This is a genomic window from Sinomicrobium weinanense, assembly GCF_018863395.1.
In the GTDB taxonomy this organism is placed as follows: domain Bacteria; phylum Bacteroidota; class Bacteroidia; order Flavobacteriales; family Flavobacteriaceae; genus Sinomicrobium; species Sinomicrobium weinanense.
This window is the reverse complement of sequence record NZ_JAHKRR010000009.1, coordinates 79472-105743: the sequence shown is the minus strand read 5'-3', so window position 1 is coordinate 105743 and position 26272 is coordinate 79472. Positions and strand designations below refer to the sequence as shown.

General features: G+C 44.8%; 20 protein-coding genes. 6 read left to right on the top strand and 14 right to left on the bottom strand.

Features of this window, described 5'->3' with window-relative positions:
• Positions 1–66: 66 nt before the first annotated feature.
• On the bottom strand, positions 67–984 hold the full coding sequence (locus KN811_RS18620; RefSeq protein WP_187966433.1) for an Abi family protein: 918 nt from the start codon (positions 982–984) through the stop codon (positions 67–69).
• Positions 985–1156: 172 nt separating this feature from the next.
• The gene (locus KN811_RS18615) at positions 1157–2041 is read right to left on the bottom strand and encodes a M23 family metallopeptidase (RefSeq protein ID WP_187966432.1); all 885 of its coding nucleotides are present in this window, start codon (positions 2039–2041) and stop codon (positions 1157–1159) included.
• A gap of 110 nt (positions 2042–2151) precedes the next feature.
• Between KN811_RS18615 and tatA the strand changes: the two genes are divergently transcribed.
• On the top strand, positions 2152–2343 hold the full coding sequence (tatA, locus tag KN811_RS18610) for a twin-arginine translocase TatA/TatE family subunit (protein WP_282097932.1): 192 nt from the start codon (positions 2152–2154) through the stop codon (positions 2341–2343).
• A gap of 96 nt (positions 2344–2439) precedes the next feature.
• Here the strand turns inward: tatA and KN811_RS18605 are convergent, their stop codons facing one another.
• The 4 genes from KN811_RS18605 to KN811_RS18590 all read right to left on the bottom strand — a co-directional run bounded on the left by KN811_RS18605 (position 2440) and on the right by KN811_RS18590 (position 8665).
• Positions 2440–4566, bottom strand: coding sequence for a Tex-like N-terminal domain-containing protein (locus tag KN811_RS18605; RefSeq protein WP_187966431.1), 2127 nt, complete (start codon positions 4564–4566; stop codon positions 2440–2442).
• A gap of 76 nt (positions 4567–4642) precedes the next feature.
• Positions 4643–5722, bottom strand: coding sequence for a DUF4837 family protein (locus KN811_RS18600; RefSeq protein WP_247716556.1), 1080 nt, complete (start codon positions 5720–5722; stop codon positions 4643–4645).
• A 23-nt stretch (positions 5723–5745) separates the two neighbouring features.
• Complete coding sequence (locus KN811_RS18595; protein ID WP_187966430.1) at positions 5746–7290, bottom strand: LysM peptidoglycan-binding domain-containing protein; 1545 nt, start codon at positions 7288–7290, stop codon at positions 5746–5748.
• 184 nt (positions 7291–7474) lie between these two features.
• Positions 7475–8665 carry a phosphoglycerate kinase gene (locus tag KN811_RS18590; protein ID WP_187966429.1) on the bottom strand — a complete coding sequence of 397 codons (1191 nt, stop codon included), beginning with the start codon at positions 8663–8665 and terminating at the stop codon, positions 7475–7477.
• A gap of 323 nt (positions 8666–8988) precedes the next feature.
• Between KN811_RS18590 and KN811_RS18585 the strand changes: the two genes are divergently transcribed.
• Positions 8989–10134 (top strand): DNA polymerase III subunit, encoded by a 1146-nt coding sequence (locus KN811_RS18585; protein WP_187966428.1) that lies wholly within the window; start codon positions 8989–8991, stop codon positions 10132–10134.
• 67 nt (positions 10135–10201) lie between these two features.
• Positions 10202–10597: a DoxX family protein gene (locus KN811_RS18580; RefSeq protein ID WP_187966427.1), complete on the top strand. Its 396-nt coding sequence runs from the start codon at positions 10202–10204 to the stop codon at positions 10595–10597.
• Positions 10598–10638: 41 nt separating this feature from the next.
• Here KN811_RS18580 and KN811_RS18575 read toward each other — a convergent pair whose 3' ends face one another.
• From KN811_RS18575 to KN811_RS18545, 7 genes are all read right to left on the bottom strand, one after another.
• Positions 10639–12543 (bottom strand): S9 family peptidase, encoded by a 1905-nt coding sequence (locus KN811_RS18575; protein WP_187966426.1) that lies wholly within the window; start codon positions 12541–12543, stop codon positions 10639–10641.
• A gap of 240 nt (positions 12544–12783) precedes the next feature.
• Positions 12784–13299, bottom strand: a complete 516-nt coding sequence (locus tag KN811_RS18570) for an OmpH/Skp family outer membrane protein (protein WP_187966425.1) — start codon at positions 13297–13299, stop codon at positions 12784–12786.
• A 278-nt stretch (positions 13300–13577) separates the two neighbouring features.
• The gene (locus KN811_RS18565) at positions 13578–14444 is read right to left on the bottom strand and encodes a class I SAM-dependent methyltransferase (protein ID WP_187966424.1); all 867 of its coding nucleotides are present in this window, start codon (positions 14442–14444) and stop codon (positions 13578–13580) included.
• The gene (locus tag KN811_RS18560; RefSeq protein WP_187966423.1) at positions 14444–14917 is read right to left on the bottom strand and encodes a hypothetical protein; all 474 of its coding nucleotides are present in this window, start codon (positions 14915–14917) and stop codon (positions 14444–14446) included. Before KN811_RS18560 ends, KN811_RS18565 begins: the two co-directional genes overlap by 1 nt.
• A 138-nt stretch (positions 14918–15055) precedes the next feature.
• The gene (mnmG, locus tag KN811_RS18555; protein WP_187966422.1) at positions 15056–16927 is read right to left on the bottom strand and encodes a tRNA uridine-5-carboxymethylaminomethyl(34) synthesis enzyme MnmG; all 1872 of its coding nucleotides are present in this window, start codon (positions 16925–16927) and stop codon (positions 15056–15058) included.
• Between the two features lie 156 nt (positions 16928–17083).
• Positions 17084–17548: an rRNA maturation RNase YbeY gene (ybeY, locus tag KN811_RS18550; RefSeq protein WP_187966421.1), complete on the bottom strand. Its 465-nt coding sequence runs from the start codon at positions 17546–17548 to the stop codon at positions 17084–17086.
• Positions 17541–20867 (bottom strand): DUF4175 family protein, encoded by a 3327-nt coding sequence (locus KN811_RS18545; protein ID WP_187966420.1) that lies wholly within the window; start codon positions 20865–20867, stop codon positions 17541–17543. The genes ybeY and KN811_RS18545 overlap by 8 nt, the downstream gene beginning before the upstream one ends.
• 382 nt (positions 20868–21249) lie before the next feature.
• On the opposite strand from KN811_RS18545, the gene gltX reads away from it, so the two are divergent.
• The 3 genes from gltX (at position 21250) to KN811_RS18530 (ending at position 24462) form a co-directional block, all read left to right on the top strand.
• Positions 21250–22770: a glutamate--tRNA ligase gene (gene gltX / locus KN811_RS18540; RefSeq protein ID WP_187966419.1), complete on the top strand. Its 1521-nt coding sequence runs from the start codon at positions 21250–21252 to the stop codon at positions 22768–22770.
• 108 nt (positions 22771–22878) lie between these two features.
• Positions 22879–23820 (top strand): SPFH domain-containing protein, encoded by a 942-nt coding sequence (locus KN811_RS18535; protein WP_187966418.1) that lies wholly within the window; start codon positions 22879–22881, stop codon positions 23818–23820.
• Positions 23821–24042: 222 nt separating this feature from the next.
• Positions 24043–24462, top strand: a complete 420-nt coding sequence (locus KN811_RS18530; RefSeq protein ID WP_187966417.1) for a GNAT family N-acetyltransferase — start codon at positions 24043–24045, stop codon at positions 24460–24462.
• Positions 24463–24480: 18 nt separating this feature from the next.
• Here the strand turns inward: KN811_RS18530 and KN811_RS18525 are convergent, their stop codons facing one another.
• Positions 24481–26166 carry a glutamine--tRNA ligase/YqeY domain fusion protein gene (locus KN811_RS18525; protein ID WP_187966416.1) on the bottom strand — a complete coding sequence of 562 codons (1686 nt, stop codon included), beginning with the start codon at positions 26164–26166 and terminating at the stop codon, positions 24481–24483.
• Positions 26167–26272 lie beyond the last annotated feature (106 nt).

Genomic DNA, 26272 nt, shown 5'->3' with positions numbered 1-26272 from the left:
ATTCCTGATTTGGCAAATCGATAAAATTAATACAAACCGTCAAGGCCTTCATAGACATTTTGAATATTAATGCTTTTTGCTGTAACGCCATAATGGCTCTTTGGTCCATTCAGGCTTTATTCCCAAAGCATTCTCGTCTATATTAGAATACTTTTGCATTAATTCGTGCAGGTTTTCTGTGAAGGTATTTCCCGGTTGAACAATATTCAGTAAATATTTCATAATACACAAATGAACATACAGCTTTTGAAATTCATGTTGCTTCGGGACGTTAGACACCCAATAAAAGGGTGGATCGGATAGCAATTTCGGTGCACCGGGTAAATTCTTGTTCCACAACCGGGAATGGTGTGCACAATAATTGCGAATTTGCGTAATGGACTGTAACCAACTTGGCAGATAAGTATGATTTACCGCACCAAATTCTTTCGCTATAATATCTTTGGACTCAATCGTATTTTTGAGGTTTCCGTATAGTTTGGACAAGGCTCCGAAACTGGTCTGTTCCAAACTTTTCCACGAAGGAGGAAACCTTTTGTCATTTTTGTGTTTTTTTTTGTGATTTTTTATGGTAATATCTTTGCTCCTGGTAATCTCCTCTTCTATTCCGGACAGTGTTTTCACCAGGGATATACTGTCATTGAAAAGGTTGAAGTTTTGAAACCACCAGGGATCAAATTCGTGAGACAAATGATAAATAAGTTTGGTCCGCAGGCTGATTTCCAACTTTTCGATAACTCCAAAAAGTAACAGGCGTAATTCACTGTCGAAATTATACAAAGCAATAACATCGGAAAATTTACTGTCCGGTTTAAAAATATGCTTTTCCTTATCCGATTGCATTACATACCAATACTCTCCCAATCTGTAATAACTGATATGAGATAAATAATGTTCCGCATCATCTTCCGGATGTATACTCAACCCTCTTCTTCTAAGCAATTTTATTTGCTCTTCAATAGTTGTGGCTTCTTTATCAAACATCTTTTAAAAATAAAAAACTCCGTCAAACCAAAGTCTGACGAAGTTATTAATTATCAGGATATTCTAAAAACAAAAGACACACCCTGGGACGCTGTTCTTATGGGTAGCGTGGTGTGTACTGTTAGTACAAAGGTACAAAAAATATACCACTTTTTAATCATGTTCATAAGCCTTAGTCGAAATCTATATAATCCGTGGGATTTACGGGATAGCCGTTGCTCCACAATTCAAAGTGCAGATGTGGCCCGGTAGTCAGTTCGCCCGTATTTCCCATAGTGGCGATGACTTCTCCCGCTTTGACAAGCTCTCCCTGCGATTTGCTCAGGGATCCGTTGTGCTTATACACTGATATAAGGCCGAAAGAATGTTCTATGATACATACGTAGCCGGTTTCTACCGTCCATTCGGCAAAGATAACAATTCCGTCCGCAGCAGCCTTTACCGGGGTGCCGGAAGCTCCGGGGATATCTACGGCAAAGTGTTTTTCTTCCAGGTTATACGCGTTTGATATGGCGCCGGAAACCGGGGGAAACAGTACAAAATTCACCTTAGACAGGCTCTTTCCTACCAGATTGTACTTGTCTTCCAGGGCCACTTCTTCCCGTAGGGCAAGATCTTCCTTCCCGGGACTGAGATCCACTTCGGAAGGGTCGGGCCTTTCTTTTTCTTTGGTCAGGGAATCCTCCAAAGCCTCGGCATCCATATCCGCCGGGCTTACTTCCCCGGTAAGTACTCTCTTGACATTCTCTATATAGCGGTCGTTGTAATCCAGTACATTCACCAGTGAATCGGTCTTAAAGGTAAGATCGGCTACCTGCCTTTTCAGTTCTGTGGACGAATATCCGGGGATGTATTCACGCAAAGGAGTAAAAGCGATGAACATTGTGGTGATGGCAATCAGAAAAACAGCAAAGGAAGTACCTACAACAAAAACATTAAGCCTGTTCAGCCTAAAGGAAAGCCGCTCTTCGAAAGTATCTTCATTGAGAATGACCAGCCGATACTTGTGTAACAGCTTTTTTGCAAGTTTCTTTCTTTTCGGTTTGCTTTCTGACATAATTCCTGCAAATATAGCGTTCTATATATACCGCTATTCTTAAAATTATAATAATTAACGCCTCGATTAAACTTTTCTTATTACCTTTGTTACAGTAAATGTAATTAAAAATGATGTCATTGAATATTTTTTTAGGGATGATCGGTGCTCCACAGATCATATTGATCGTTGTCGTACTGTTGCTCCTTTTCGGCGGTAGGAAGATACCTGAACTGATGCGAGGTCTTGGAAGCGGTATAAAGGAATTTAAAAATGCCTCCAAGGAAGACGAAGCTGCTCCCGAAAGCGACAAGAAACAATAGCTTTTTACCGATATAACGATAATAACCTTTATTCTTTCGGGGATGAGGGTTTTTTTGTCCCTCTTACAATAGAATATTTCCTCTCCCGCTAATACATCAATCTGTCATGGACAGCTGAATACGCTTTCTTTTCAGGTCCACATCTATAACCTTTACCATGACATGCTGATGCAGTTTTACCACGCTGTTCACATCGCTTACGTATGTGTCGCTGAGGCGGGAAATATGTACCAGTCCGCTTTCCTTGATACCGATATCCACAAAACATCCGAAATTGGTGATATTGTTTACGATACCGGGCACGGTAATGCCGGGTTTCACATCTTCTATGGTACGCAGATCCTTACTGAACTCAAAGACTTTTGCTTTTTTCCTGGGGTCCAGGCCGGGTTTTTCCAGTTCCCTGAGGATATCGTTCAATGTTGGTAATCCCACGCTGTCCGTACAGTATTTTTCGGGCTTTATCCTTGCGATATTCTCTTTGTTCCCTATCAGTTCTTCCACTTCCAGTTGCAGGTCGCGGGCCATTTTTTCCACGATAGTGTAGCTTTCCGGGTGTATGGCAGAATTGTCCAGGGGGTTTTTACCCTGCAATATCCGGAGAAAGGCAGCACTTTGTTCAAAAGCCTTGTTGCCGAGCCGGGGGACCATCAGGAGTTCTTTTCTGGAACGTATTTCCCCGTTCTCGCTCCGGTATTCCACAATCTTCTCCGCAAGTGACGGCCCTATGCCGGATACATATCCCAACAGGCTGGGACTGGCAGTATTGACATTGACACCTATGCTGTTCACGCAGCTCATCACTACGGCATCGAGCTCGGTTTTCATCCGGCCCTGGTCCACATCGTGCTGGTATTGCCCCACCCCTATCGATTTCGGATCGATCTTTACCAGCTCGGCCAGCGGGTCGGCCAGCCTCCGCCCTATGGATACTGCTCCCCTGACCGTAACGTCGTAATTTGGAAATTCTTGCCTGGCCACACCCGAGGCAGAATATACCGATGCCCCGCTTTCATTCACCACAAAAACCTGTACTTCCCGGTCGAAGGCTATTCTCTTTATCAGTGCTTCGGTTTCCCGGGATGCCGTACCGTTACCGATGGCAATAGCTTCTACCCTGTATGCATTCACCAGGGAGCGTATCTTTTTTATGGCTTGTGAGGCTTCTCTTTGCGGAGGGTGCGGATAGATGTTTTCATTGTACAGGAGATCGCCTTTTTCGTCGAGGCATACGACCTTGCAACCGCTTTTAAATCCCGGGTCTATGGCCAGGATACGTTTTTCCCCGAGGGGAGGCGCCAGCAGCAACTGTCTTAAATTACCTGAAAAGACCTGAATGGCCGTATGGTCTGCCTTTTCTTTGGCTTCTTTCAGTATTTCGTTCGATACAGCAGGGTATAACAGCCGCTCATAGGCTTCTTTTGCAGCCTTCCGGATATAGGATATCCCCGGGGCCCTTTCATTGCGTATAACGATGTTTTCTATGGCTTCCAGGGCCTGTTCCTTATCTACCGCGACCTTTACCCGGACCACTTCTTCCTTTTCGGCCCGCAGCATGGCCAGCAATCTGTGGGAAGGACATTTGTACAACGGCTCGTTCCAATCGAAATACTGACGGTATTTTTGTGCCTGTTCGTCCTCTTCCCTGCCCTTTACCACGGATGCGGATATCGTTGCACTCCTGCTGAACAAGCGCCGCAATACATGGCGTACCCTTCGGTTTTCGTTGATCCATTCGGCACTGATATCCACAGCTCCCTGCAACGCTTCCCCGGTATCGCCCACTTTGTCGTTAAGAAAGCGGTTAGCTGCGTTCTCCACATCTGTTCCGGACTGTGCCATAAGCATCTTTGCCAGGGGCTCCAGCCCTTTTTCCCTGGCCATTCCGGCCCTGGTATTCCGCTTTCTCTTGTAGGGCAGGTAAAGGTCCTCCACCTCGGTAAGGGACGTGGCACTCTCTATTTTCTGTTTCAGTTCCGGACTGAGCTCTTCCTGCTCTTCTATGGATTTAAGAACGGAAGCCTTTCGCTTCTCTAATTCCTCATACGCACTCTTCAGCTTCTGTATCCCCGAGATCTGTACCTCATCGAGGTTTCCGGTCATTTCCTTGCGGTAACGGGCAATAAAAGGCACTGTACTGTCTTCCTCCAAAAGTTTCAGGGTATTGGCAATACTTCTTTGTGGCAGGTCGATATGAGTGGAAACGTAATTTAAGATATTCACTACTTAGATCTTAGACTTGAGATTTGAGATATCAAACAGAGGGTTTGGGAGGTATAGTTAGGAACGTAGAGGGATGTTATTTTGAAATAAATTCTACACTCTTCAGGATAGCTTCCAGTTCAAACATATAGTCGCGTTTGTCCACGGACGGGGCAAATGTAAGCCCTTCCAGGACGAGCAAGCGGTTGTTTTCCTCATCCCTGATAATGTAATTTACAAAGGGGCCGGCCATGGCAAAGTTCTTCATTTCCCACATACCCTTGGTCTCTATGGTGGGTTTTCCGGCAAGGGTAATATCAAAAATATAAGGAGCGTAGGCCTTCTGGGTGATCATATACATGCCTTCTTCCCGTCCGGGTACGTATTTCTTCCCTATGGAATCATGTATTTTTATGAAGGCATCCACCCGGGTAGAATCGTTAGGGATACTATTCAGGGGGAGTTCATATACGAAAACATGCATGGACCCCTTTGGAATAACCCTTTCTATCCAGATAAAATTATCTTCTTCCTCTTTCGTCTTGTAGATGGATGGCATGGTCAGGGATATTCCGAACTTTTTCTGAACATAGGTTTCTTTGTTCAGGGAAGTGTAAAACCTGTGCTGCTTTTCTTTGATATCGTTCGCCTTGAATTCTTCAATATATTCTTTCGACGTTTCTGCAATAAGGTCTATCATTGTCCCGCTGTCCGGAGCCTTGATGACCCCTACTTTTTGCGGCCGGGCAAAGGTATCGGTGCTGACACCGGAACTGGTGGTTGAATCTTTCTCAACCAGCAGAATATTCCTGCTCCTGGTCGTAGAACCTTTAAAGATGGACAAGGGGATCTGATGAATGGCAAAGATGGGTTCTTCCATAGGCAACCCATCTACCGGTGCAGCATAGTATTCGCGTATTTCGTCTCCCACATCTCCTTTCCACAGTTCGTTATCTATGACCACGGCCAGGGAATTTATGGCCCCGACAGAATCGGGGAGATAACTTTTCCTGGTTTTTTCGTCTTCTTTACAGGAAGACAGTACCAGCAACATTCCGGTTAAAATAAAGGCAAGTCCTTTGGTGAGATAAACATGAAGTCCCGCTTTACGGTTTTTTTTCTGATCATGTTTCAATCTTCTGTCTGCCCGGCGGCAGACAGGCGCATTTTGTATCATTATGTTTAGATTTAGTGGGTTTGTTAGCAGCTGCAAAGTTTTAGCTTCATTCCAGGCTTTAATCTATCCCCACTAATATCGTTCCAATCTCGAATATTTTTTACAGAAATTCCCCGGAATTTTTGAGAAATGGTCCAGAGCGAGTCCCCTTTTTGCACTGTATATACTTTTTTTGAAGGCGAAACAGCACTTTTCGACGATGTTCTGGCCACACCGGATCCTCGCGAATATATGGTCAGGCGCTGACCAATACGTAGCTTGTTATTCCGCAGCCCGTTCCATCGTTTCAGGTCGCTTACCCGAACCCCGTAGCGGTTGGCTATTCTGCCCAGGTAATCCCCGCGCCTTACCCTATAGGTGATCCTGCTGTTCTTTTTGAAAAACTGCGGCAGGGGTTTTTCCTTTTTAGCTTCTTCGGCCTTTATATGGGCATAGATAGCGTCTTCATTGGTTACAAACTTGCCTATGGCCTTACCGGGCAGGCGAAGGGCGTGGGCCTCTCCTTCGATATAAGGAACGATATCGAGCTTATAGGACGGGTTCAGGAACTGTATCTGATCTACATCTACACTGACAAGTTCCGATATCTGATCGAAAGTAACGGGCCTTTTAACGTGAACGGTATCGGTCTCGAAATGGGCCACTTCCGGTCTTTGAGCTGCAAATCCGTGTTCTCCCGCATATTCGAATATATACATCATGGCGAGGAAAGAAGGTACATAACCCGCAGTTTCCCTTGGAAGGAAGGGTCTGAGGTTCCAATAGTTCTGATACCCTCCCGAACGGCGGATGGCCTTGGATACATTACCCGGGCCGGAATTATATGCCGCCAGGGCAAGATCCCAGTCGCCGAATATTTCATATAACTTGGCCAGGTATTTACAGGCGGCCTCCGTAGATTTTAAAGGGTCACTGCGTTCGTCGATATACGAATTCACTTCCAGGCCGTACATTTTTCCGGTACCGTACATAAACTGCCATATCCCGGTAGCCCCTACCCTGGATTTCGCCCTGGGGTTCAGTGCCGATTCTATAATGGCCAGGTACTTTATTTCCAGCGGGATATCGTAATTATCCAGCTCCTCTTCGAACATCGGGAAGTAATACGCACTTTTCAGCATGGTGCGCTCCAGGAATTTTCGTTTGTTCTTCAGGAAATTCTTGATAACACTTTCCAACTCAGGGTTGTACTCCACGTTGAAAGGTGTTTTTTGATTCAACCTGGCCAGTCGTTCTTTCAGAACGCTGGTGGGTAGTTCACTATACTTTACCCCTTCATAATTGAGACCGGCTATGGTTTGGGTAATGGTGTCATATAAACTATTGTCGTACAGTTCTTTTAACCATAAACTGTCTATTCTGACCGCCATGGAATTATCCTTTAACCGGTATACTCCATCTATTTTCTCTATGGTTACCTGTGGCACTAAAGAATCGCTGTTCCGGGAGGAGATCCTTGCTCTATGAGGCGATGCTTCTTCCTGGCTCTCATCAATTTCTGCAACTGCCTGTGCGTGGCCCATTATGGCAATAAGGGCAAAGAATAGGGTAGCAAAATAGCTTTTCATCGGGTTTAGACTCTTTTTGAATTAACGAAAATCCCGTAAAAATCGTGTTTTTTATTCAAAAAATAAACATAAAAACATGTTAAAATAAAAATCCCTGCCCGGAAAAACCCGGTCAGGGATGTATTCTTTCTGTTTTTTAAAGCAAAAACTTACTTTACGAACTGATTTAGAAACTGTCTGAATTTTATTTCAGGATTGCGGCAATTCCCGGCAGTGTTTTTCCTTCCAGGCTTTCCAGCATGGCACCTCCTCCGGTAGAAACATAACTCACTTTATCTTCAAAACCGAATTGTTTCACGGCAGCAACAGAATCTCCGCCACCCACAAGAGAAAACGCTCCGTTCTTCGTAGCTTCTTCTATGGCATAGCCCACAGCTTTTGTTCCGTTCTGGAAATTTTCCATCTCAAAGACGCCCACCGGACCATTCCAGAGTATGGTTTTGGATTGGAGGATCACCTCTTTGAAATCTTCAAGGGTTTCTGGCCCTGCGTCCAGTCCCTGCCACCCGTCGGGTATGGTATCTACTGCAACTTCCTGTGTATTGGCATCATTATCAAAGGCATCGGCTGCAATGACATCGACCGGGAGGTGTACTTTTACGCCTTTTTCTTCGGCTTTTTTCAGAATGCTGAGTGCCAGTTCCTGTTTGTCATCTTCACAGATGGAATCACCGACTTTTCCGCCCCGGGCTTTTACAAAAGTATAGGTCATTCCACCGCCGATGATAAGGTGGTCTATCTTGTCGAGAATATTTTCTATAATGGTGATCTTGGAAGATACCTTGGCTCCTCCCAGTATGGCAGTCACCGGTTTTTCACCGGTTTCCATCACCTTGTCGATACTTTCTATTTCTTTGGCGAGCAGGTAACCGAAGCATTTGCGGTCTTCGAAGAACTTCGCCACAATGGTCGTGGATGCATGTGCCCTGTGCGCGGTTCCGAAAGCGTCGTTCACATAAATATCACCCAGTTTTGATAATTGTTCGGCAAAAGTCTCGTCTCCTTTTTCTTCTTCGGCGTGAAAACGAAGGTTCTCCAGAAGCAGTATTTCACCGCTTTTTAAATTGGCTACGGCTTCTTCGGCTTTCTTCCCTACACAGTCTTCTACAAAATTTACTTTGACACTGAGTATATCCGATACGGCATTTACGATATGCTTTAAAGAAAGGGCTTCCTGAGGCACTCCTTTCGGGCGGCCCAGGTGGCTCATCAATACAGCACTTCCCCCGTCTTCCAGGACTTTGATCACCGTAGGCTTGGCAGCTTCTATACGTGTAGTGTCCGTTACATTAAATTCACCATCCAGGGGTACGTTAAAATCCACACGGATCAATGCTTTTTTTCCTTTAAAGTCAAAATCATCTATTGTCTTCATAAAAGTAATGTGTTTACGTGTTTTGAAGGGGTCCTGTACTTTCTCCATAAAAATGAGAGGTACAGAGCACAAATGTAAATAAATATTGACTTGTAAAAATAGCCCTTTTATTAGAATATTGTTAAATTGATGGGATAGTTTTGGAGTTTAGATATTGAATGAGCTTAGGAGTAACACCCCCCTGCCCCCCTCAAGGGGGGAGCATAACGCTTTTAGAAAGAAATAAGGCTCCCCCCTTGAGGGGGGCAGGGGGGTGTTAACCTCAACTAAAAAACTCCGGGACTCCCCAACTCCAAAACTAAAAAGACCTTTATATTTGCCCTATGCTATTCAAAGACATCCTGGGACAGGAACACATCAAGAAACACCTCACGGTAAGTGCGGATCAGGAAAGGATTCCGCATGCCCAGCTTTTTGTAGGGGCTGAAGGAAGCGGGGTATTGCCTATGGCCATTGCTTACGCACAATACATTCTCTGCAACAACAAGGCCGGCGAAAACGATACGGGTGCGGACGCCTGTAACCTGAAATTCGCCAATCTCGCCCATCCGGACCTGCACTTTGCCTTTCCGGTGGCGGCCAACAACAAGGTAAAGTCACATCCGGTAAGCAACAACTTCCTGGAAGAATGGCGGCAATTTGTCAAAGAAAGGCCTTACGGAACCCTTTTTGAATGGTACCAGGCCCTGGGAATAGAGAACAAACAGGGACAGATCGGTGTGGACGAAGCCCAGGACATCGTAAAATCGCTTTCGCTGAAATCCTATGAGGGCGGTCACAAGGTCATGATCATCTGGATGGCGGAAAAGCTGAACATTTCGGCGGCCAATAAATTGCTTAAGCTCATTGAAGAGCCGCCCAACCAAACCTTGTTTATCCTTATTGCCAAAGATGAGGAACAGATCATACAGACCATTCTTTCGCGCTGTCAGATATTGCACTTCCCCCCGCTTGCGGAATTAGCCATTAAGGAAAAGCTCATAGCAGAGGGCATTGCAGAAAACGAAGCTACAAAAATAGCCCACCAGGCCAACGGGGACTACAACAGGGCCATGGTCCTGGCAGACACAGACAGCAACGATCTCACTTTCGAAACGTGGTTTGTGCAATGGGTACGTTCTGCCTTTAAGGCCAAAGGCAACAAGGCTGCCATACACGATCTCATAGCCTGGGGAGAACAGATCGCCGCCACGGGAAGAGAAACCCAGAAACTGTTCCTCAACTACTGCCTGGATGTTTTCCGGCAGGCGCTTTTGATCAACTATAATGCCACACCACTGGTTTACATGGAATTTAAGGCAGACAATTTCCGGTTGGAGAAATTTGCACCTTTTGTAAGTGGTAACAACATTACGGAGATCACCCGGGAGCTGCAGGATGCCATTTATCACATAGAGCGGAACGGCAATGCCAAGATCGTACTCACGGATCTTTCCATTAAGCTCACCCGCCTGCTGCATAAATATTGAGCTTGTGATGAGGAGATAAAAAACGACCTTTGCCAGTAATATTACATCAACCCAAAAACAGTTTATTATGGAAAACCTGCAAAATAACGCCGCTGAAATTCTGATCCTCCTGCTGCTCGTGATCACTTTTTTACAGAGTGGCCTGGACAAAATAACCGATTGGAAAGGCAATATTTCCTGGCTCCGGGAACATTTTGCAAAAACCTTTATGAAGGATATGGTGCCCCAGTCCGTGGCGATCGTACTGGTCCTGGAGATCATCACAGGCATGCTCTGCCTGCTGGGCATCATCCGGCTGCTCATCGACGGTGACAGGTTGACCGGCCTTTACGGATCGATCCTTTCCTGCCTCACACTGCTGATCCTGCTTTTCGGGCAACGCGTGGCCAAGGACTACGAAGGAGCCAGGACTATTGTGGTTTATTTTATTCCGGCTGTGCTGGGGGTTCTTCTCCTGCAATAACCCCTCGGTTCCGCTCGGGAACCCGGACAGGAGGTAAAATGTTATTTTTCTTCAGTATTTCCTCCCTTGAGATAGGTATCGAGGAACTTTAATATTTGTCCGTATCCCTTAATTTCGTTCTCTTTCTTTACAAAGCCATGCCCTTCGTCGGGAAACACGATATATTCTACCGGAATATCGTTCTTTCGCATGGCTTCCACAATCTCATCGGATTCCACCTGTAACACCCTGGGATCGTTGGCCCCCTGTAATACCATTACAGGATTTTTTATACGGTTGGCATGGAAAAGCGGTGAAATATTATAGAGCCGAACGGAATCTGCGGTGTTGGGATCTCCCAATTCCTCGTAGAGGGCCTTGCGGAACGACTCCCAGTACGGCGGAATGGATTTAAGGGTACGCAGCCAGTTGGTGACGCCAAAAATGTTTACGCCCACTTTAAATTCATCCGGTTCAAAGGTCATGGCGGCCATGGTCATGTAGCCTCCGTAGCTTCCCCCAATAATACCGATTTTTTCAGTATCTATATACTCCTGCTCCTGCAACCACTTCTTGCCCCATATACAGTCTTTAAGGTCCTTGTCGCCGTGGTTTTTGTCGTCCATTTTATAAAAGGTTTTCCCGTAACCGCTGCTTCCCCTGTTATTTACCGCCAGTATAGCATAACCGTTGTTTACGAGATATTGTATAAGCGACGAATATCCTGTGCGGGATTGTCCCCCGGGGCCTCCGTGTACCCAAACCAGGGCGGGTACCTTGTTATCGGCCGTTGCGGTGTGGGGTTTATAATAAATGGCCGGGATCTCCAGCCCGTCAAAAGATTTAAAACGCACCACCTTTGCCGATACCAGTTCTTCCCTGTTTATTTCCGGGTTGAGGGTTTCGGTGAGTTTCTTGATCTCCCCCGTATCGAAATGATATACATAGAGATTGTTCGGCGACCTGGAAGTACCTACGGTAAGCCGCATTTTTTCTTCGCTTTCCGAGATACTCACGGCTACGATATCCCCACCGGGGACCTGCGGGAATTCTATTTCTTTCCCGGAGGCATTGTCCAATACCACCAGAACGTTTTTCCCGTCTTTATTAATGGCTATGACCCTGTATTTTTCATTTTCACTAACATAGCTGTACATTACATCCCAATCGGTTTTATAGAGCACGCTACTTTTACCGCTTTCTATTTCATACTTCATGAGATATTGAAATTCCGCACCTTTATTGCTGGTATAAAAGAAATGTTTTCCGTCTTTGCCGAAACCGGAGGCGGAATAGTTTCCGGGATTGTCCGGATCGGATACCTCCGTGGTTTTTTCTGTCTTCCTGTTGTATAGAAAAAGCCGGTTTTCGCTCGTTGTTATGGATTGTCGAAGAGCCAGCATATTTTCATCCGGGGACATCCCGGAAATACTAAAGCCCTCTTCGTTTTCATAAAGCATTTCCGAAGTCTTGTCAGACATGTTCATCTTATACATATCAAAATACTTCGGATCTCTTTTGTTGGAGAGATAGTACATCGATTTTTTGTCTTCACTCCAACCTCCAAAACTGGATTTAGCTTTTTCATCCGGAGTAAGGTCCGTAGTAGTCCCATCCTCTTTCAGCAGATATATGTGATTTATTTCATTGCCCCCTTTATCTGCGGAATAGAGTATTTCACCGGTTCCGGGCACGTAGTCTATCGCAAAAAAGGACTCTTCTTCAGAATGGGTCAACTGCTTTTTCGTACCATTCTGAATATCTATTTCATAAAGGTTGAATATTCCGGATTCGTCACTGCTCACCAACAATGCGGACTCATCGGAAGAAAAGGCGCCCCCGCCAATACGGCTGTTACCGTAAAACTGCTCTATGGTGTATTGTTTGACTTCCCTTGTTTCTTCTTTTTTTTCCGTATTACAGGATAACACAAGAGAAACAGCCAGTAAAAAAAAGATGGTTTTCATATGATCTGTTTTTAATTGGTTATTGTAACTATCTGACCGTTAATATGCTTAAAAGTTACATTTTTTTATCTATTTGTTTTTGTTCCATGTGGAACCAGCAAGATATTAAATATCAACATACTGATTATAAACATATTAAACAAAAAAAGCCCGGTGCATTACACCGGGCCGGGCCTATTGTAAGAATATTTTTTACCGGAAGAACAATACGATTTCCTCCATATTACTGGCAGGGAAATACTATTTTTCTTCCTTGTATTTATCGTTGAGGGCTTTCAGGAGCTCTTCAGTAATGTCTTTGGTCTCCTCTCCATACAGCACACTCCCTGCTTCATTGGCTCCGAGAATATAGGTATAGCCATTGTTTTTCCCGTATTCCTTGATAAAATTGCGTACTTTTTTTACGAGAGAATCTATCTGGCCCTGGCTGTCTTGTTGCAACTGCATTTCTTCCTGCTGCACCTGTTGCTGGATCTGTTGCCTTTTCTGCATCAATTCGCCATACCTCTTCTCGGCCTTGCTTTGTGCCATTTTTGAGGCTTCGGCCTGAAATTGCTGTGCTTCGGCCTGCAGTGCCTGGGAGAGGCTATCCGTTTTCTTCTGAAAGGAATCCAGTTTCACCTGGAATTTCGATTCTACGTCCTTCTTTTCCTGGTAGTCATTGATAAGTGTGGTATTATCCACAAAGGCGATCTTGTTCTGCTGACAGGAAAGCAATCCCAATAAAGCTACTCCGGCTATAACAATTTTCTTCATCTCTTTACAAATTTGTTTATACGCAAAAATAGAAAAGTTTTCAAACTAGCCTATTCGGGACTTATTTAATTTTCTGTTTTCTTCTCCAGCTCCATTCCCATAACCAAAACATAAAAACACATCGAAAAACATTTTATAGTCAACACTTATGCATCTTCTATGAAAAATAACTAGAAACTATTAAAAACCCCTTCAATAAATGCGATTTAAGGCGCTTTTAAAACAAAGGCAGGGATAGACCAGGAATATCCGTTAAAAGCCTTTAAAACCTTCTTATTCTAATTATTTTGATGTTTAATGACATAAATCAGGGAGGAGTACTCCCCGGTACGTGCCGCCTTACGATTGGAAAGCCATCCTGTCCATAAGGCCCGGAAAAAATTCATTTTCCCGTTTTTGTATTTTTCCGAAAGGAGGCTTACATAAAATGCGTCGAATTTCATGGGGATAGTTCGGACCACTTTCATTCCCTTTTCCGAAAAAAGCGATCTGATAGCATCGGCAGAAAAATGCCACAGGTGCCTGGGCACGTCATAGGCTGCCCAATACGCTCCGTAATGTTTTGCATCGTATGCACGAAAATTGGGAACGGCAATAAAAAGTGTTCCGCTCTTTTTCAACAATTCCTTTAATTCCTGTAACTGTTCTTCAAGGTTGGGTACATGTTCCAATACGTGCCACATGGTAATGACATCATAGGACGATATATGTTTGCGCACAAAAGAAGCATCCGTTTTTTCGATCAATGAAACTCCTTTTTCCCCTGCCCTTTTCCTCGCGGATGCATTCGGTTCTGTTCCGCTGACCTTCCATCCGTCGTTTTTTGCTACCGTGAGAAAATCTCCGGTCCCTGCACCAATGTCCAGCAACATTCCTTTTTCGGGATTTTCCGCATTGATATATTTTAATTTTTGTTTCAGGGCATAGTTTTTTACGAGGTGGTATATTTTCTCAAACCAGCTCCGCCTGGCATCGGTATGTGAAATATAATCCTCGCTTTTGTAATATTCGGGGAGTTCTTCTACCCCCGGTGCGGGACTGGTGCGAAGCATCTTGTGGTTTTCGTCCGGAACCAACGAAAAAGACTTTCCGCTAACGGTATGGTCCTTGCATTTCAGATAAACGGTATCTTCTGTTTTATCCATTAAAGGGAGCTTAAATATTCGGTTTTTAGTTCTTTCAGATAATTTACAACGACATTGTGCTGCAGTGAATTTAAAGACAAACAATCCTCTTCGTATTCCGACGAAACCCGCATGGCAATATAATGATAGGCATCACCGGAATTATAGCCGGGATCATTTTCATCCTCATCTGTAAGTCCGGTAAAATCCAGATAGGCATCACTGATCTGCGGAGCAAAGACAAAAATATCAAAATCCGTATCGTTTAAATTCACTGAAAATCTCTTTCCGCCTCCATGGGGTTTTAGCTTGTATTTTCCGGAAATGAAATTAAAAAAATGTGGTGCTCTTTTCCGGTTCTGAAATATGAAGATATTCTTTTTTGTCTTTATACTCTTATCGATATCCACTCCCCTTTCAATTCGATATTCACTAATACGCGGAGCTTGTTTTACGGGAATACATCCGTGTGTCAGAACAACAGACCATAGCAAACAAAGGGGTTTTGAACATAGTTTCACGTGGAACATCGGGTTTTGTTTTTATGTCGCTCGGCTCCACTCGGGAGCCTGGGCATATCGTTTTTACGATTTATCTCTCCCGGTCCCCGAGCGGAGCGGAGGGGCGAGGGGTTACCTTCCCATATACACCAGCATTACACTGATATCACTGGGCGATACTCCACTTATCCGCGATGCCTGTGAAAGTGTTGCGGGGCGTATATCTTTTAATTTTTCCCGGGCTTCAAATGAGAGGGACTTCAGTTTGTCGTAATCGAAATTAGCGGGAATGGTAATATCTTCCAGGCGGTTCAGTTTGTCGGCATTGTTTTTCTCTTTTTCGATATAGCCGGAATATTTTACCTGTATCTCCGCCTGATCCATCACCTCACTGTCCAGTCCGTTTTTTTCCACATAATCCTTCACCTCTCCTACCCGAAGCATATCCTGCATGGTGATATTCGGCCTGGAAAACACCTTGTACATTTTACCGGATTGTTTCATCGGGGATGATTTTTTCTCCTCAAGAATGGGGTTCATTTCCTCCGGATCGACACTGGTTTCTTTAAAAAAATGGATGAACGCATCGGCATTGTCCTTTTTCTTTTCCATGCGATGAAGCCTTTCGTCCGAAGCCAATCCTATGGCATTTGATCTTGGAGTAAGCCTGAAATCGGCATTGTCCTGCCGCAAAAGCGTCCTGTATTCGGCCCGTGAAGTAAACATGCGATAGGGCTCTTCTGTTCCCTTGGTAATAAGGTCGTCGATAAGAACACCTATATAGGCTTCATTGCGCTTTAAAATAAAAGGCTCTTTTTCACAAACCTTGAGGTGTGCGTTTATCCCGGCCATGAGCCCCTGAGAAGCTGCTTCTTCATAACCGGTAGTACCATTGATCTGTCCGGCAAAAAAGAGGTTTTCCACCAGCTTTGTCTCGAGGGTATGTTTGAGTTGTGTAGGCGGAAAATAATCGTATTCGATAGCATAACCGGGACGGAAAAACTTCACATTTTCAAATCCGACTACGGTGCGAAGCGCATTAAATTGTACATCTTCCGGCAGCGAAGTAGAGAACCCGTTAACATATACTTCTACGGTATGCCACCCTTCGGGTTCTACGAATATCTGGTGCCTGTCTTTATCTGCAAAGCGGTTTATCTTGTCTTCTATGGAAGGGCAATATCTCGGCCCTATACTCTTTATCCGTCCGTTGAACATCGGCGAACGGTCAAAGCCTTCCCGGAGCAGGTCGTGTACTATGGGGCTGGTATAGGTCATATGACAGGAACGCTGTTTTTCCAACGGCTTTGTCTCACCGGAATAGGAAAACTTTTCCGGGATCTCATCCCCGGGTTGCTCCTGCATTTTGCTGTAATCGAGAGAGCGTCCGTCCACCCGGGGCGGGGTTCCGGTTTTCATTCTTCCGGCATTAAACCCGAGTGCTATCAGCTCTTCGGTAATTCCGGTAGCAGCTCGCTCGCCTGCCCTACCGCCACCAAATTGTTTTTCTCCGATATGGATAAGCCCGTTCAGGAAAGTACCATTGGTCAGCACCACGGCTTTGGCTTTCACTTCGATCCCCAGCGAGGTTTTTACTCCGGCGATCTTACCATTTTCCACAATAAGGCCCGACACCATTTCCTGGTAGAAATCCAGGTTTGGGGTTTGTTCCAGCATCAGCCTCCATTCTTCTGCAAAACGCATCCGGTCGGACTGCACCCTGGGGCTCCACATGGCCGGTCCTTTTGATTTGTTGAGCATCTTAAACTGAATCGCGGTTTTATCGCTGACAATACCACTATACCCTCCCATGGCATCGATCTCCCGGACGATCTGTCCTTTGGCAATCCCACCCATGGCAGGATTACAGGACATCTGGGCGATGTTCTGCAAATTCATGGTGATCAACAGGGTTTTCGATCCCATATTGGCTGCCGCTGCGGCAGCCTCCGAACCGGCATGGCCCGCTCCTACAACAATTACATCATACGTTCTGTCAAACATGCCTGTATCTTTAAAATTGTCTCCTTAATAATATTGATTCTTTAGTCGCACGACTCCCGACATACCGGGACAAGCTGTGTGACTCTAACGAGATATGTTCCACGTGGAACAATATAAAATACCCGCTTTAATTCATCTCAGTAACCAAGAACTATTTTAATTTTCCTCTTCCCCTTTTCCGGTTCCCGAACGGAGCCGAGGGAAATGTTCCACGTGGAACATTTTCATTTTTTCTTCTTCCTTAGCCCGCATTCCGGCGGCCTCCTCTTCAGATTTATCCTTGTATCCACAGTAGTGCAATATGCCGTGCACCATCACTCTTTTTAATTCTTCTTCAAAATCAACTCCGAAATCACCGGCATTGTCTCTGACCCTTTCCACAGAAATATATACATCTCCATGTATACGCTTACCCTCGGTATAATCAAAACTGATAATATCGGTCAGGGTGTCGTGATCCAGGTATTTTGTGTTGAGGCTGTACAGGTATTCATCGTCGCAAAAGATATAACTCACCCCGCCTGTTTCTTTTCCTTCGGAGGTGATCACCCTTTCTATCCAGTCTGCATATTTATCCTCATCCTCCAACCGGAAATCGAGTTCGTAGTGAAAGCTAATCATCCTTTTTAAAATATTCTTTTACCTTCTTTTTATAAATTTGGCGCAAAGGTAATACTTGTCTGTTTAATATCTCTATCCCACGCAGATATTCCTCCAATTCCGGATTAAGCTCGCCCTGCTTTCCCTGAAATCCCTTTTCATTAGTATGGCTTTCCCGCCTGTTCTCTTCTCCCTGCTCCATGGCGGCATCCTGTAATTTCAACAGCTCATGCCTTAAGTTCAACATTTTTTTAAGGGTGCTTTCATTAAATCCATCCCTCAATAACTCATCCTCGACCTGTTCCATTTCCTTCAACAGCTTGTCCTTTTTTCCCCGGTTCCCATCACCGGATTTATCCGATAGTTGTTTTTCGATCGCCTGCCTGAGCATTTGCTGTTGTTTGTAGATCTCATATAATTCTTCAGATTGCCCTTCTCCATCTTTTTCATTTGTTTTTTCATCTTCATTTTTCTTTCCTTCTTCACCCTTCTTTTCGGTATTCTCCATAGCGTCTTTCATTTGTTGATTCAGTTGCTCCTGGCTCTGTATAATATCGGGCAATTGTATCTCATTCTCTCCGTCTCCTTTTCCCATTCCCATATTCTGCTGCAAATTGTCCAGTATATTTCCAAGCAGGGCCGCCAGATTATTGGCAGCGGTAAAGGCATACTGCTGACTGGACGCTCCCCTGTAAACCTCATTTTCCGAAAGCCTTTCGATCGCCTTATCGATATGAAAATGGGCGTCAGTGATCTCCTTGTTTACCATTTCAGAGAGTTCAGGCCTTCTTAATGACAGGGCAAAAATACTGTCGTCTATATGTTCAAAAGCCTCCTTAAGGTCGTGTTGTTTTCTTATCGTTACGGAATAAGAGGGATGGTCTTCACGCATTTCATTTACCTTCTTCATGAGGTCTTCCTGTTCAAAAGAAAAAGCCACCACATTTTTTAATATCTGCCGTAGCACGGTGGCGTCTTCCATATCATCCGAAGCGGAACCGGATTGCATGGCCGATTTCATTTTTCCGGCCATTTGTTTCATTTTCTGCCCGGCATTTCGCTGTTGCTGCTTGGCTTTTTCGGTGTTTTCATTTTGCAGGTTTTCCAGGGCTTTCTGCTGTTCTTCAGAAACAGATTGTTCTTTTTTCTCATCCCGGCCAAGCTCCATGGGCTTTTTCAGTTCGCTGTTTTCCTTTTCAAGTTCTTCCGATTCTTTTTTCAATTGATCGAACTTCTCATTCAGTTCTTCCTGTTTTTCACTACTGTTTTCACTTTTTTCTCCGGATAGTTTCTCCTGCTCCTCCCCCAATTTTTCCATTTCCCTGCTCAACTTTTCGGCTTTTTGGGTTACGTAATACCGCTTTGTGAGTTCCAGCACCTGCTCCAGGTTCCGTTTGTTGTTTTGCTGGGACTTTGACAGTTTTTCCAGTCGTTTGGCCATGTCCTCCCGCTTCAGTTTATCGGTCAGTTCTTTTAATTCTTCCAGCAATTTTTCATTTTTATCGATCTCTTCTTTCTGCCTTTCCAGCCTTTCTTCCAGTAATTTTTTCTGCGCTTCATCTTCTTTATCCCCGGGAGATTTCTTCAGATGATCGCTTAACTCCTTGGTGAATTTCTGCATGGTCTTTTCCTGTTGTAATTGTCGCTCCAGGAAATTATCTATCTTCTGGCGGTCGTTAAAAGTCTTCTCTTCTTTCTCCATGTTCAGGGTATTGATCTGGTTCAATTCCCTTCGCTGTTCTTCCATATTTCCCAGGGATCTTTCGAGCGAACGGATCGCTCCCTTTTGCTGTTGCAACTGCTCCCGTTCTATTTCTTCCCCGGTACGCACCCGATAAGTAAACAAGCCGGACCTTGCGGACTTCCCTCCTCTCAATGCGTCATTGTCCGTTACTTCAAAAAAGACGGTATAACTCAGCCCTTCTTCCAAAGAGAGCTTGCCTGGAAAGATATCTATAAACCGGTCTACGTTTCCCGAAGTATTGATATTGATCTTTTTTTCAGATCTCTGCTCTTCCTTGTTCTCCGGATAATAGACCATTTTAAGGCCGTAAAACCCGTTATCATCCGAAATCTGGCCTGCGAAATTGGTTGAGGAGACCGAAAGGGAATCCCGGACTTCCTTTACTTCTATTTCCGGATATTCATCCTTGATCACAACAATACCAAAACCCAGGGATTCATAATCGGGCAGATCGGTACTGCCTGTGCTTATTTCATAATCGGTGTCCCGGTACACCCTTGCGGACCATTCAAACCCGGCCTCTTTTCCATTACGGCTGATCTCTTTAAACGATGCGGCTGAGTCTTTGGAGATCCAGTTTACTTTTTCTGCGTTTTCGGTATTGAGCTTCCAGGTGATCTTTGTTCCCTCCGGTACTGTGGCATTTCCTGTCCCTGTGAGTGTATCAGGACTCATTTTCAGATAGGCCGGGTAATTCAGGTACATTTCAAAACCGGTCATGGCGGGGGCGTTTACAATTTCCAGTCGATAAGGGCGGGATTGCACATCATTTGCGGACAAATAAAAATCAACACTTTTATCAGGTCGTTTAAAAACGTAGTTGAAATTCCCGGGGCCCTCCTTTTGCATAAAATAGGTTTCTTCTCCGTAATGTATCTCTACATCTTCCGGAACCACATCACCCGTTGTCCTTACCTGTATTTCGAACGGTTTTCCTTCGATAGCGCTCAACGTATTGTTGACCACAAAAAACTGAAAAGGTGCGGGAGGTTCAAATGCGGACTGATAATGTACCACACGATTATAACTATCTGAAAACCAATTAATATTTCCGCTTACCCATACCAACAAAATGATAACTATGGGGATAAGCGCATACTTTGCGTAGTGAAGGTTCTTTTTTATATCAACAGCGATATGAAACGGAAATGGCTGCAATTCTGCCGATTTCTGCTCTATACTTGCAACGAGCAATTCATTCTTATTTTCTTCGGAACTATTGCCGGAAAGCTGGAGTACATTCAACAGTTTATCCCCTACTTCAGGAAAATGGTTTCCGATAATTCGGGAGGCTTCTTCATGACTGATCCCCTTTTGAATACGAAACAATTTAAACAGGGGAACGGCGATAAAGCGATACAAAAGAAAAACAGCCACTCCAAAAAACAGCCAGAATAATACAGCGCGGCCTCCCCGGCCCAGCCACAGGAAATGTTCCACGAGTAACGTAAATATCAGGTACAGCAACCCGATAGCCGTAAACAGCAGGGCTCCCTTGATCAGTTCGTTGACATAATACCTTCTAATGAATGTTTCCAGCTTCTGCCTTATGATACCAAACCCTTGTATCTTCTCTTTTTCGCGCTGCGGTTGCATATCCTCTTCCTTTATATTTCCTTTGATTATAACTTATAAAGTTACAATTTTTTCCGATTCTCAAACAGCGATTTGCCGCTTGTGGAGAAACCCTTAAATTTGCGGGACCAAACCCATGGCATGATTGAAGGTAGTGCGAGAAAGTGAGAAGGTGTGGGAATTTTGGGGTTTGAGGATAAACAGGTAACCCGCAATAACAAAACAAACCGAAGACCGGATAAAACCTGCCCGCTCAGGGACCAGTTGCCCGTTGCCAGTTTTCCGGTTGGGTTTTCAAATACATAACCTGAAACTTTGAACCTTGAATCTTTGAATTACTCCATTTTAATGCATTTGCTCCGGCCCAACAGCCTGTATATTTAATTCAGATAAAGTAGAAAAAATGACAAAAAAAGTTCGCGTACGTTTTGCGCCCAGTCCCACAGGGCCCTTACATATAGGAGGTGTCCGCACCGCATTGTTCAATTACCTCTTTGCCAAAAAACACGGTGGTGATTTTATTCTCAGGATCGAGGACACCGACCAGAACCGTTATGTCGAAGGCGCGGAAGATTATATCGTTGAATCCCTGAACTGGTGTGGAATACCTTTTGACGAAGGTATAGGCAGGGACAAGGGGTTTGGCCCCTATCGCCAGAGCGAACGCAAGCACCTTTACAAAAGTTATGCGGAGCAGCTCATTGATAGCGGTATGGCCTACTATGCCTTTGACACGGCCGAAGAGCTCGACTCCCAAAGAAAAGCGTGCGAAGCAGAAGGTAAAACATTTATCTATAACTGGCAGAACCGCCGGCAGTTGAAAAACTCGCTCTCTCTTTCTCCGGAAGAAGTACAATCGAGGATCGGATCGGGGGAAAACTTTGTCATACGGTTTAAATCTCCCCAGGACGAAACCCTGAAGCTGAAAGATATGGTCCGCGGTGAAATTGCGGTAGATACTAATATCCTCGACGACAAGGTGCTTTTTAAAGGCGATGGTATGCCTACCTACCACCTTGCCAATATCGTGGATGACCACCTGATGGAGATCACCCATGTGATCCGCGGGGAAGAGTGGCTGCCTTCCCTGGCACTCCATGTTCTCCTCTACCGGGCGTTCGGATGGGATGCTCCTGAATTTGCCCATTTACCCCTGATCCTCAAACCCACCGGAAAAGGAAAGCTGAGCAAAAGGGACGGCGACAAGCTGGGATTCCCGGTTTTCCCGTTGGAATGGAAAGACCCCAAAAGCGGGGATGTTTCACGTGGATACCGCGAAGACGGTTATTTCCCGGAAGCCATGATAAACTTCCTGGCACTCCTGGGATGGAACCCGGGTACGGAACAGGAAATATTCAGCAAGGAAGAGCTTATCCGGTCTTTTGAGGTGGAACGGGTCAATAAATCCGGTGCCAGGTTCGACCCGGAAAAGATCAAATGGTTCAACCATCATTATCTGCAGCAAAAAGACGATGCTTCCCTGAGCAGTGCTTTTGCAGCGTTATTGCAATCCAAAGGTATCAATACCTCTTTGCCCCTGCCCCGTATTGTTTCGCTGGTCAAGGAACGAGCCACATTTGTCAGCGATCTGTGGGAGCAGGCTTCCTTCTTTTTTGAAGCGCCGGTATCCTATAACGAAAAAGCAGCCAAGAAACAATGGAAGGAAAATACGGCCGATCTTATGAGACAGCTCATTGAAATCCTGGAAAAAGTCACCGACTTTTCATCTTCCAAAACCGAGGAATCCGTAAAAACATGGATAGCAGACAATGAACTGGGCTTCGGACAGATTATGCCTCCGTTGCGACTGGCACTCGTTGGTGAAATGAAAGGGCCGCATATTTTTGATATCACCGAGATCCTGGGCAGGGAAGAAACTGTGAACCGTATAGAAAAGGCTGTAAAAATTCTCGAACAGCATTAAAAACTATTTTTAACATATTTTACTTTTATAAACCTCACAGGTCTAAAAACCTATGAGGTTTTTTTACGTATATTCACCAAACAATTAACCTGTTAAAAAGCAAATCCTATGAGTTACATTATTTACCCGGTGATCTTTTTTGGGCTGATCATCCTTATCTCGGCTATTTTTATAGTGAAACAACAGACTGCGGCCGTTGTGGAACGTTTTGGCCGGTTTAACAGCATACGACACTCCGGTTTTCAATTAAAAATTCCGATAGTAGACCGGATCTCGGGAAGACTGAGCCTGAAGATACAACAGCTCGACGTTATTGTGGAGACCAAAACCCTCGACGATGTTTTTGTAAAACTGAAGGTATCCGTACAATATGTGGTAATACGCGACAAGGTTTATGAAGCCTTCTATAAACTGGAATATCCCCACGACCAGATCACAAGCTATGTCTTTGATGTGGTCCGGGCCGAAGTTCCGAAGATGAAGCTCGACGATGTTTTCGTAAAAAAAGACGACATCGCCATAGCCGTAAAAGGAGAATTACAGGAAGCCATGCTGGATTACGGTTATGACATCATCAAAACCCTGGTTACCGACATTGACCCCGACGCACAGGTAAAAGCTGCCATGAACCGTATCAACGCTGCAGAACGCGAAAAGATCGCCGCCCAGTTCGACGGTGATGCCGAACGTATCCGTATCGTGGAAAAGGCCAAGGCCGAAGCCGAAAGCAAGCGATTACAGGGACAGGGTATTGCCGACCAACGAAGGGAAATTGCCCGCGGACTGGAAGAATCTGTGGAAGTCCTTAACAAGGTAGGTATAAACTCCCAGGAGGCTTCTGCCTTAATTGTGGTAACACAACATTACGACACTTTACAATCGATAGGAGAAGAAACCAACAGCAATCTTATTCTCCTACCCAATTCGCCACAGGCAGGAACGGATATGCTCAACAATATGGTGGCCGCCTTTACCACCAGCAATCAACTTGGAGAGGCCATGAAAAAGCAGTCACGGAAAAAAGGAGACGACAAATCAGGGAATTCCTGATAAACCATAGCAAAACGTTAAAATAAAAGCCTCTCCTGCCTTTTCGGATAAAAAAAGGTATCTTACTCCTATCAAAAAACGATCTTTTCTTATACGCGTTCTGAAAAGGTCGTTTTTGATTATAAATAGTGATACAGTATCTGCAAATCATAATTTTTATATATAATAAGAAATCTATATACTTTTCCATAAGACCATAAACCTTTTAAATACCCTATTGTCATGCAAAGTTCCTTTTCAGTTTCTACGGACAAATCCAAACTGGACATCGATCTTATTGAAGATTTTCTGAAAAACAAATCATACTGGGCCAAAGGCAGGGATCGCAACATTGTCGAAAAATCTATTGCCAACTCCCTCTGCTTTGGTGTCTATACTCCGGAAGGCAAACAGGTTGGTTTTGCCCGCATTGTAACAGACTATGCGGTATTTGCCTGGGTCATGGATGTATTTATCATTCACGGGTACCGAAAAAAAGGACTGAGCAGGTTGCTCATGGAACACATTATGCAGCATCAGGAACTCCGCGACGTAGAAAAATGGGGATTAAAAACACTCGATGCCCACGGATTATACAAAAAGTTCGGATTCCGTACTACGACGCAATCCGAACTTATTATGGAGAAAATTGTTTCTATTTAAATTTAAGGGGTAACTCACCTACTTTTTATCCTCTAACTTCGCCCAGGTATCCCGTAGTCCCACGGTTTTGTTAAACACCAGTTTTCCGGGTTCAGAATCCTTATCCACACAAAAATAGCCGATCCGTTGAAACTGATATCGCTCCTCTACTCCGGCATCTTTTAACGATGGTTCCAGGTATCCTTTGCTCACCTCCAGGGAATCCGGATTTACAAATTCCATAAAGTCCCTGTCCTTGTGGGCATCGGGTTCAGGGTCGGTAAACAACCTGTCATATATGCGTACTTCGGCTTCTATGGCATGCTTTACGGACACCCAGTGGAGCGTTCCCTTTACCTTTCGCATGCTTTCTTCCGTTCCGCTGCCGCTTTTGCTCAACGGATCGTAGGTGCAGTGTATTTCGGTGATATGGCCTTCACTGTCCTTAACACAGTCTTCGGCCTTGATGATATAAGCATTTTTAAGCCGCACTTCTCCACCCAATTTCAGGCGGAAAAACTTCCTGTTGGCCTCTTCCCGGAAATCTTCCCTTTCGATGTAAATTTCCCTGGAAAACGGCACCTTTCTATGCCCGGCACTCTCATCCTCCGGGTTGTTTTCGGCATCCAGCCATTCTTCCTGGTCTTCGGGATAATTGGTGATGACCACTTTAACCGGATCAAGTACAGCCATTACCCGGGGTGCTTTTTTGTTCAGGTCTTCCCTGACGTGAAATTCAAGCAGGGAAACATCGATAAGGTTTTCCCGTTTTGCTATTCCTATGGTCTTTGCAAAATTGCGTATGGACTCTGCGGTATACCCCCTTCTCCGCAAACCGGAAATGGTGGGCATCCTCGGGTCGTCCCAACCGTTGACCACGCCTTCTTTTACGAGTTGCAACAACTTTCGTTTACTAACCACAGTATGGCTCAGGTTCCTCCGGGCAAACTCGCGTTGTTTCGGCTTTACCCTGCCGTTTTCATATACATTGTCCAGGAACCACTCGTAGAGCTCCCTGTGCATGGCAAATTCGAGGGTACAGAACGAGTGGGATACACCTTCGATATAATCGCTTTCGCCATGTGTCCAGTCATACATCGGGTATATGGGCCAGTCATTATTTGTTCTGTGATGTTTTTTGTGCAGTATACGATACATTATCGGGTCGCGCATCAGCATGTTGGAAGAGGCCATGTCTATCTTAGCCCTCAGTACATGTGTACCGGATTCGAACTCACCCTTGCGCATGCGTTCAAAAAGTTCCAGGTTCTCCTCTACCGAACGATTGCGGTAAGGGCTTTCCTCTCCTGCTTTGGTCGGAGTTCCTTTTTGTGCGGCGATCTCTTCGGAGGTCTGGCTATCTACATAGGCTTTCCCATTTTTGATGAGTTCCACAGCCCAGTTATACAATTGCTGAAAATAATCGGAAGCATAACATTCTGTGTCCCACTTATACCCGAGCCATTCCACATCCCTTTTTATGGCATCCACATATTCCTGTTCTTCCTTTGCGGGATTGGTATCGTCGAACCGAAGGTTTACAGGGGCATTATATTCCTGCCCAAGCCCGAAATTGAGGCATATGGAGCTGGCGTGCCCTATGTGCAGGTATCCGTTGGGTTCCGGAGGAAAACGAAACCGGAGGTTGTCCTTGGGGAAACCTTCCCTGATGTCTTCCTCGATAATGTGCTCTAAAAAATTGAGTGATCTTTCTTTTTCCGACATGGTGCTTCCTGTTCTTTTGTTGCAAAAATAAGCTAAAGAGTTTAGGGGTTAAAGCGTTAGAAGATAAAAAATGAAGGTGACAGATTTTAAAATTATGGTTTGATGG

Coding starts and splice junctions, on each gene's coding strand:
- KN811_RS18620 (WP_187966433.1), bottom strand. CDS start 984: ATGTTTGATAAAGAAGCCACAACTATTGAAGAGCAAATAAAATTGCTT.
- KN811_RS18615 (WP_187966432.1), bottom strand. CDS start 2,041: ATGTCAGAAAGCAAACCGAAAAGAAAGAAACTTGCAAAAAAGCTGTTA.
- tatA (WP_282097932.1), top strand. CDS start 2,152: ATGATGTCATTGAATATTTTTTTAGGGATGATCGGTGCTCCACAGATC.
- KN811_RS18600 (WP_247716556.1), bottom strand. CDS start 5,722: ATGATACAAAATGCGCCTGTCTGCCGCCGGGCAGACAGAAGATTGAAA.
- KN811_RS18595 (WP_187966430.1), bottom strand. CDS start 7,290: ATGAAAAGCTATTTTGCTACCCTATTCTTTGCCCTTATTGCCATAATG.
- KN811_RS18590 (WP_187966429.1), bottom strand. CDS start 8,665: ATGAAGACAATAGATGATTTTGACTTTAAAGGAAAAAAAGCATTGATC.
- KN811_RS18585 (WP_187966428.1), top strand. CDS start 8,989: ATGCTATTCAAAGACATCCTGGGACAGGAACACATCAAGAAACACCTC.
- KN811_RS18580 (WP_187966427.1), top strand. CDS start 10,202: ATGGAAAACCTGCAAAATAACGCCGCTGAAATTCTGATCCTCCTGCTG.
- KN811_RS18575 (WP_187966426.1), bottom strand. CDS start 12,543: ATGAAAACCATCTTTTTTTTACTGGCTGTTTCTCTTGTGTTATCCTGT.
- KN811_RS18570 (WP_187966425.1), bottom strand. CDS start 13,299: ATGAAGAAAATTGTTATAGCCGGAGTAGCTTTATTGGGATTGCTTTCC.
- KN811_RS18565 (WP_187966424.1), bottom strand. CDS start 14,444: ATGGATAAAACAGAAGATACCGTTTATCTGAAATGCAAGGACCATACC.
- mnmG (WP_187966422.1), bottom strand. CDS start 16,927: ATGTTTGACAGAACGTATGATGTAATTGTTGTAGGAGCGGGCCATGCC.
- ybeY (WP_187966421.1), bottom strand. CDS start 17,548: ATGATTAGCTTTCACTACGAACTCGATTTCCGGTTGGAGGATGAGGAT.
- KN811_RS18545 (WP_187966420.1), bottom strand. CDS start 20,867: ATGCAACCGCAGCGCGAAAAAGAGAAGATACAAGGGTTTGGTATCATA.
- gltX (WP_187966419.1), top strand. CDS start 21,250: ATGACAAAAAAAGTTCGCGTACGTTTTGCGCCCAGTCCCACAGGGCCC.
- KN811_RS18535 (WP_187966418.1), top strand. CDS start 22,879: ATGAGTTACATTATTTACCCGGTGATCTTTTTTGGGCTGATCATCCTT.
- KN811_RS18530 (WP_187966417.1), top strand. CDS start 24,043: ATGCAAAGTTCCTTTTCAGTTTCTACGGACAAATCCAAACTGGACATC.
- KN811_RS18525 (WP_187966416.1), bottom strand. CDS start 26,166: ATGTCGGAAAAAGAAAGATCACTCAATTTTTTAGAGCACATTATCGAG.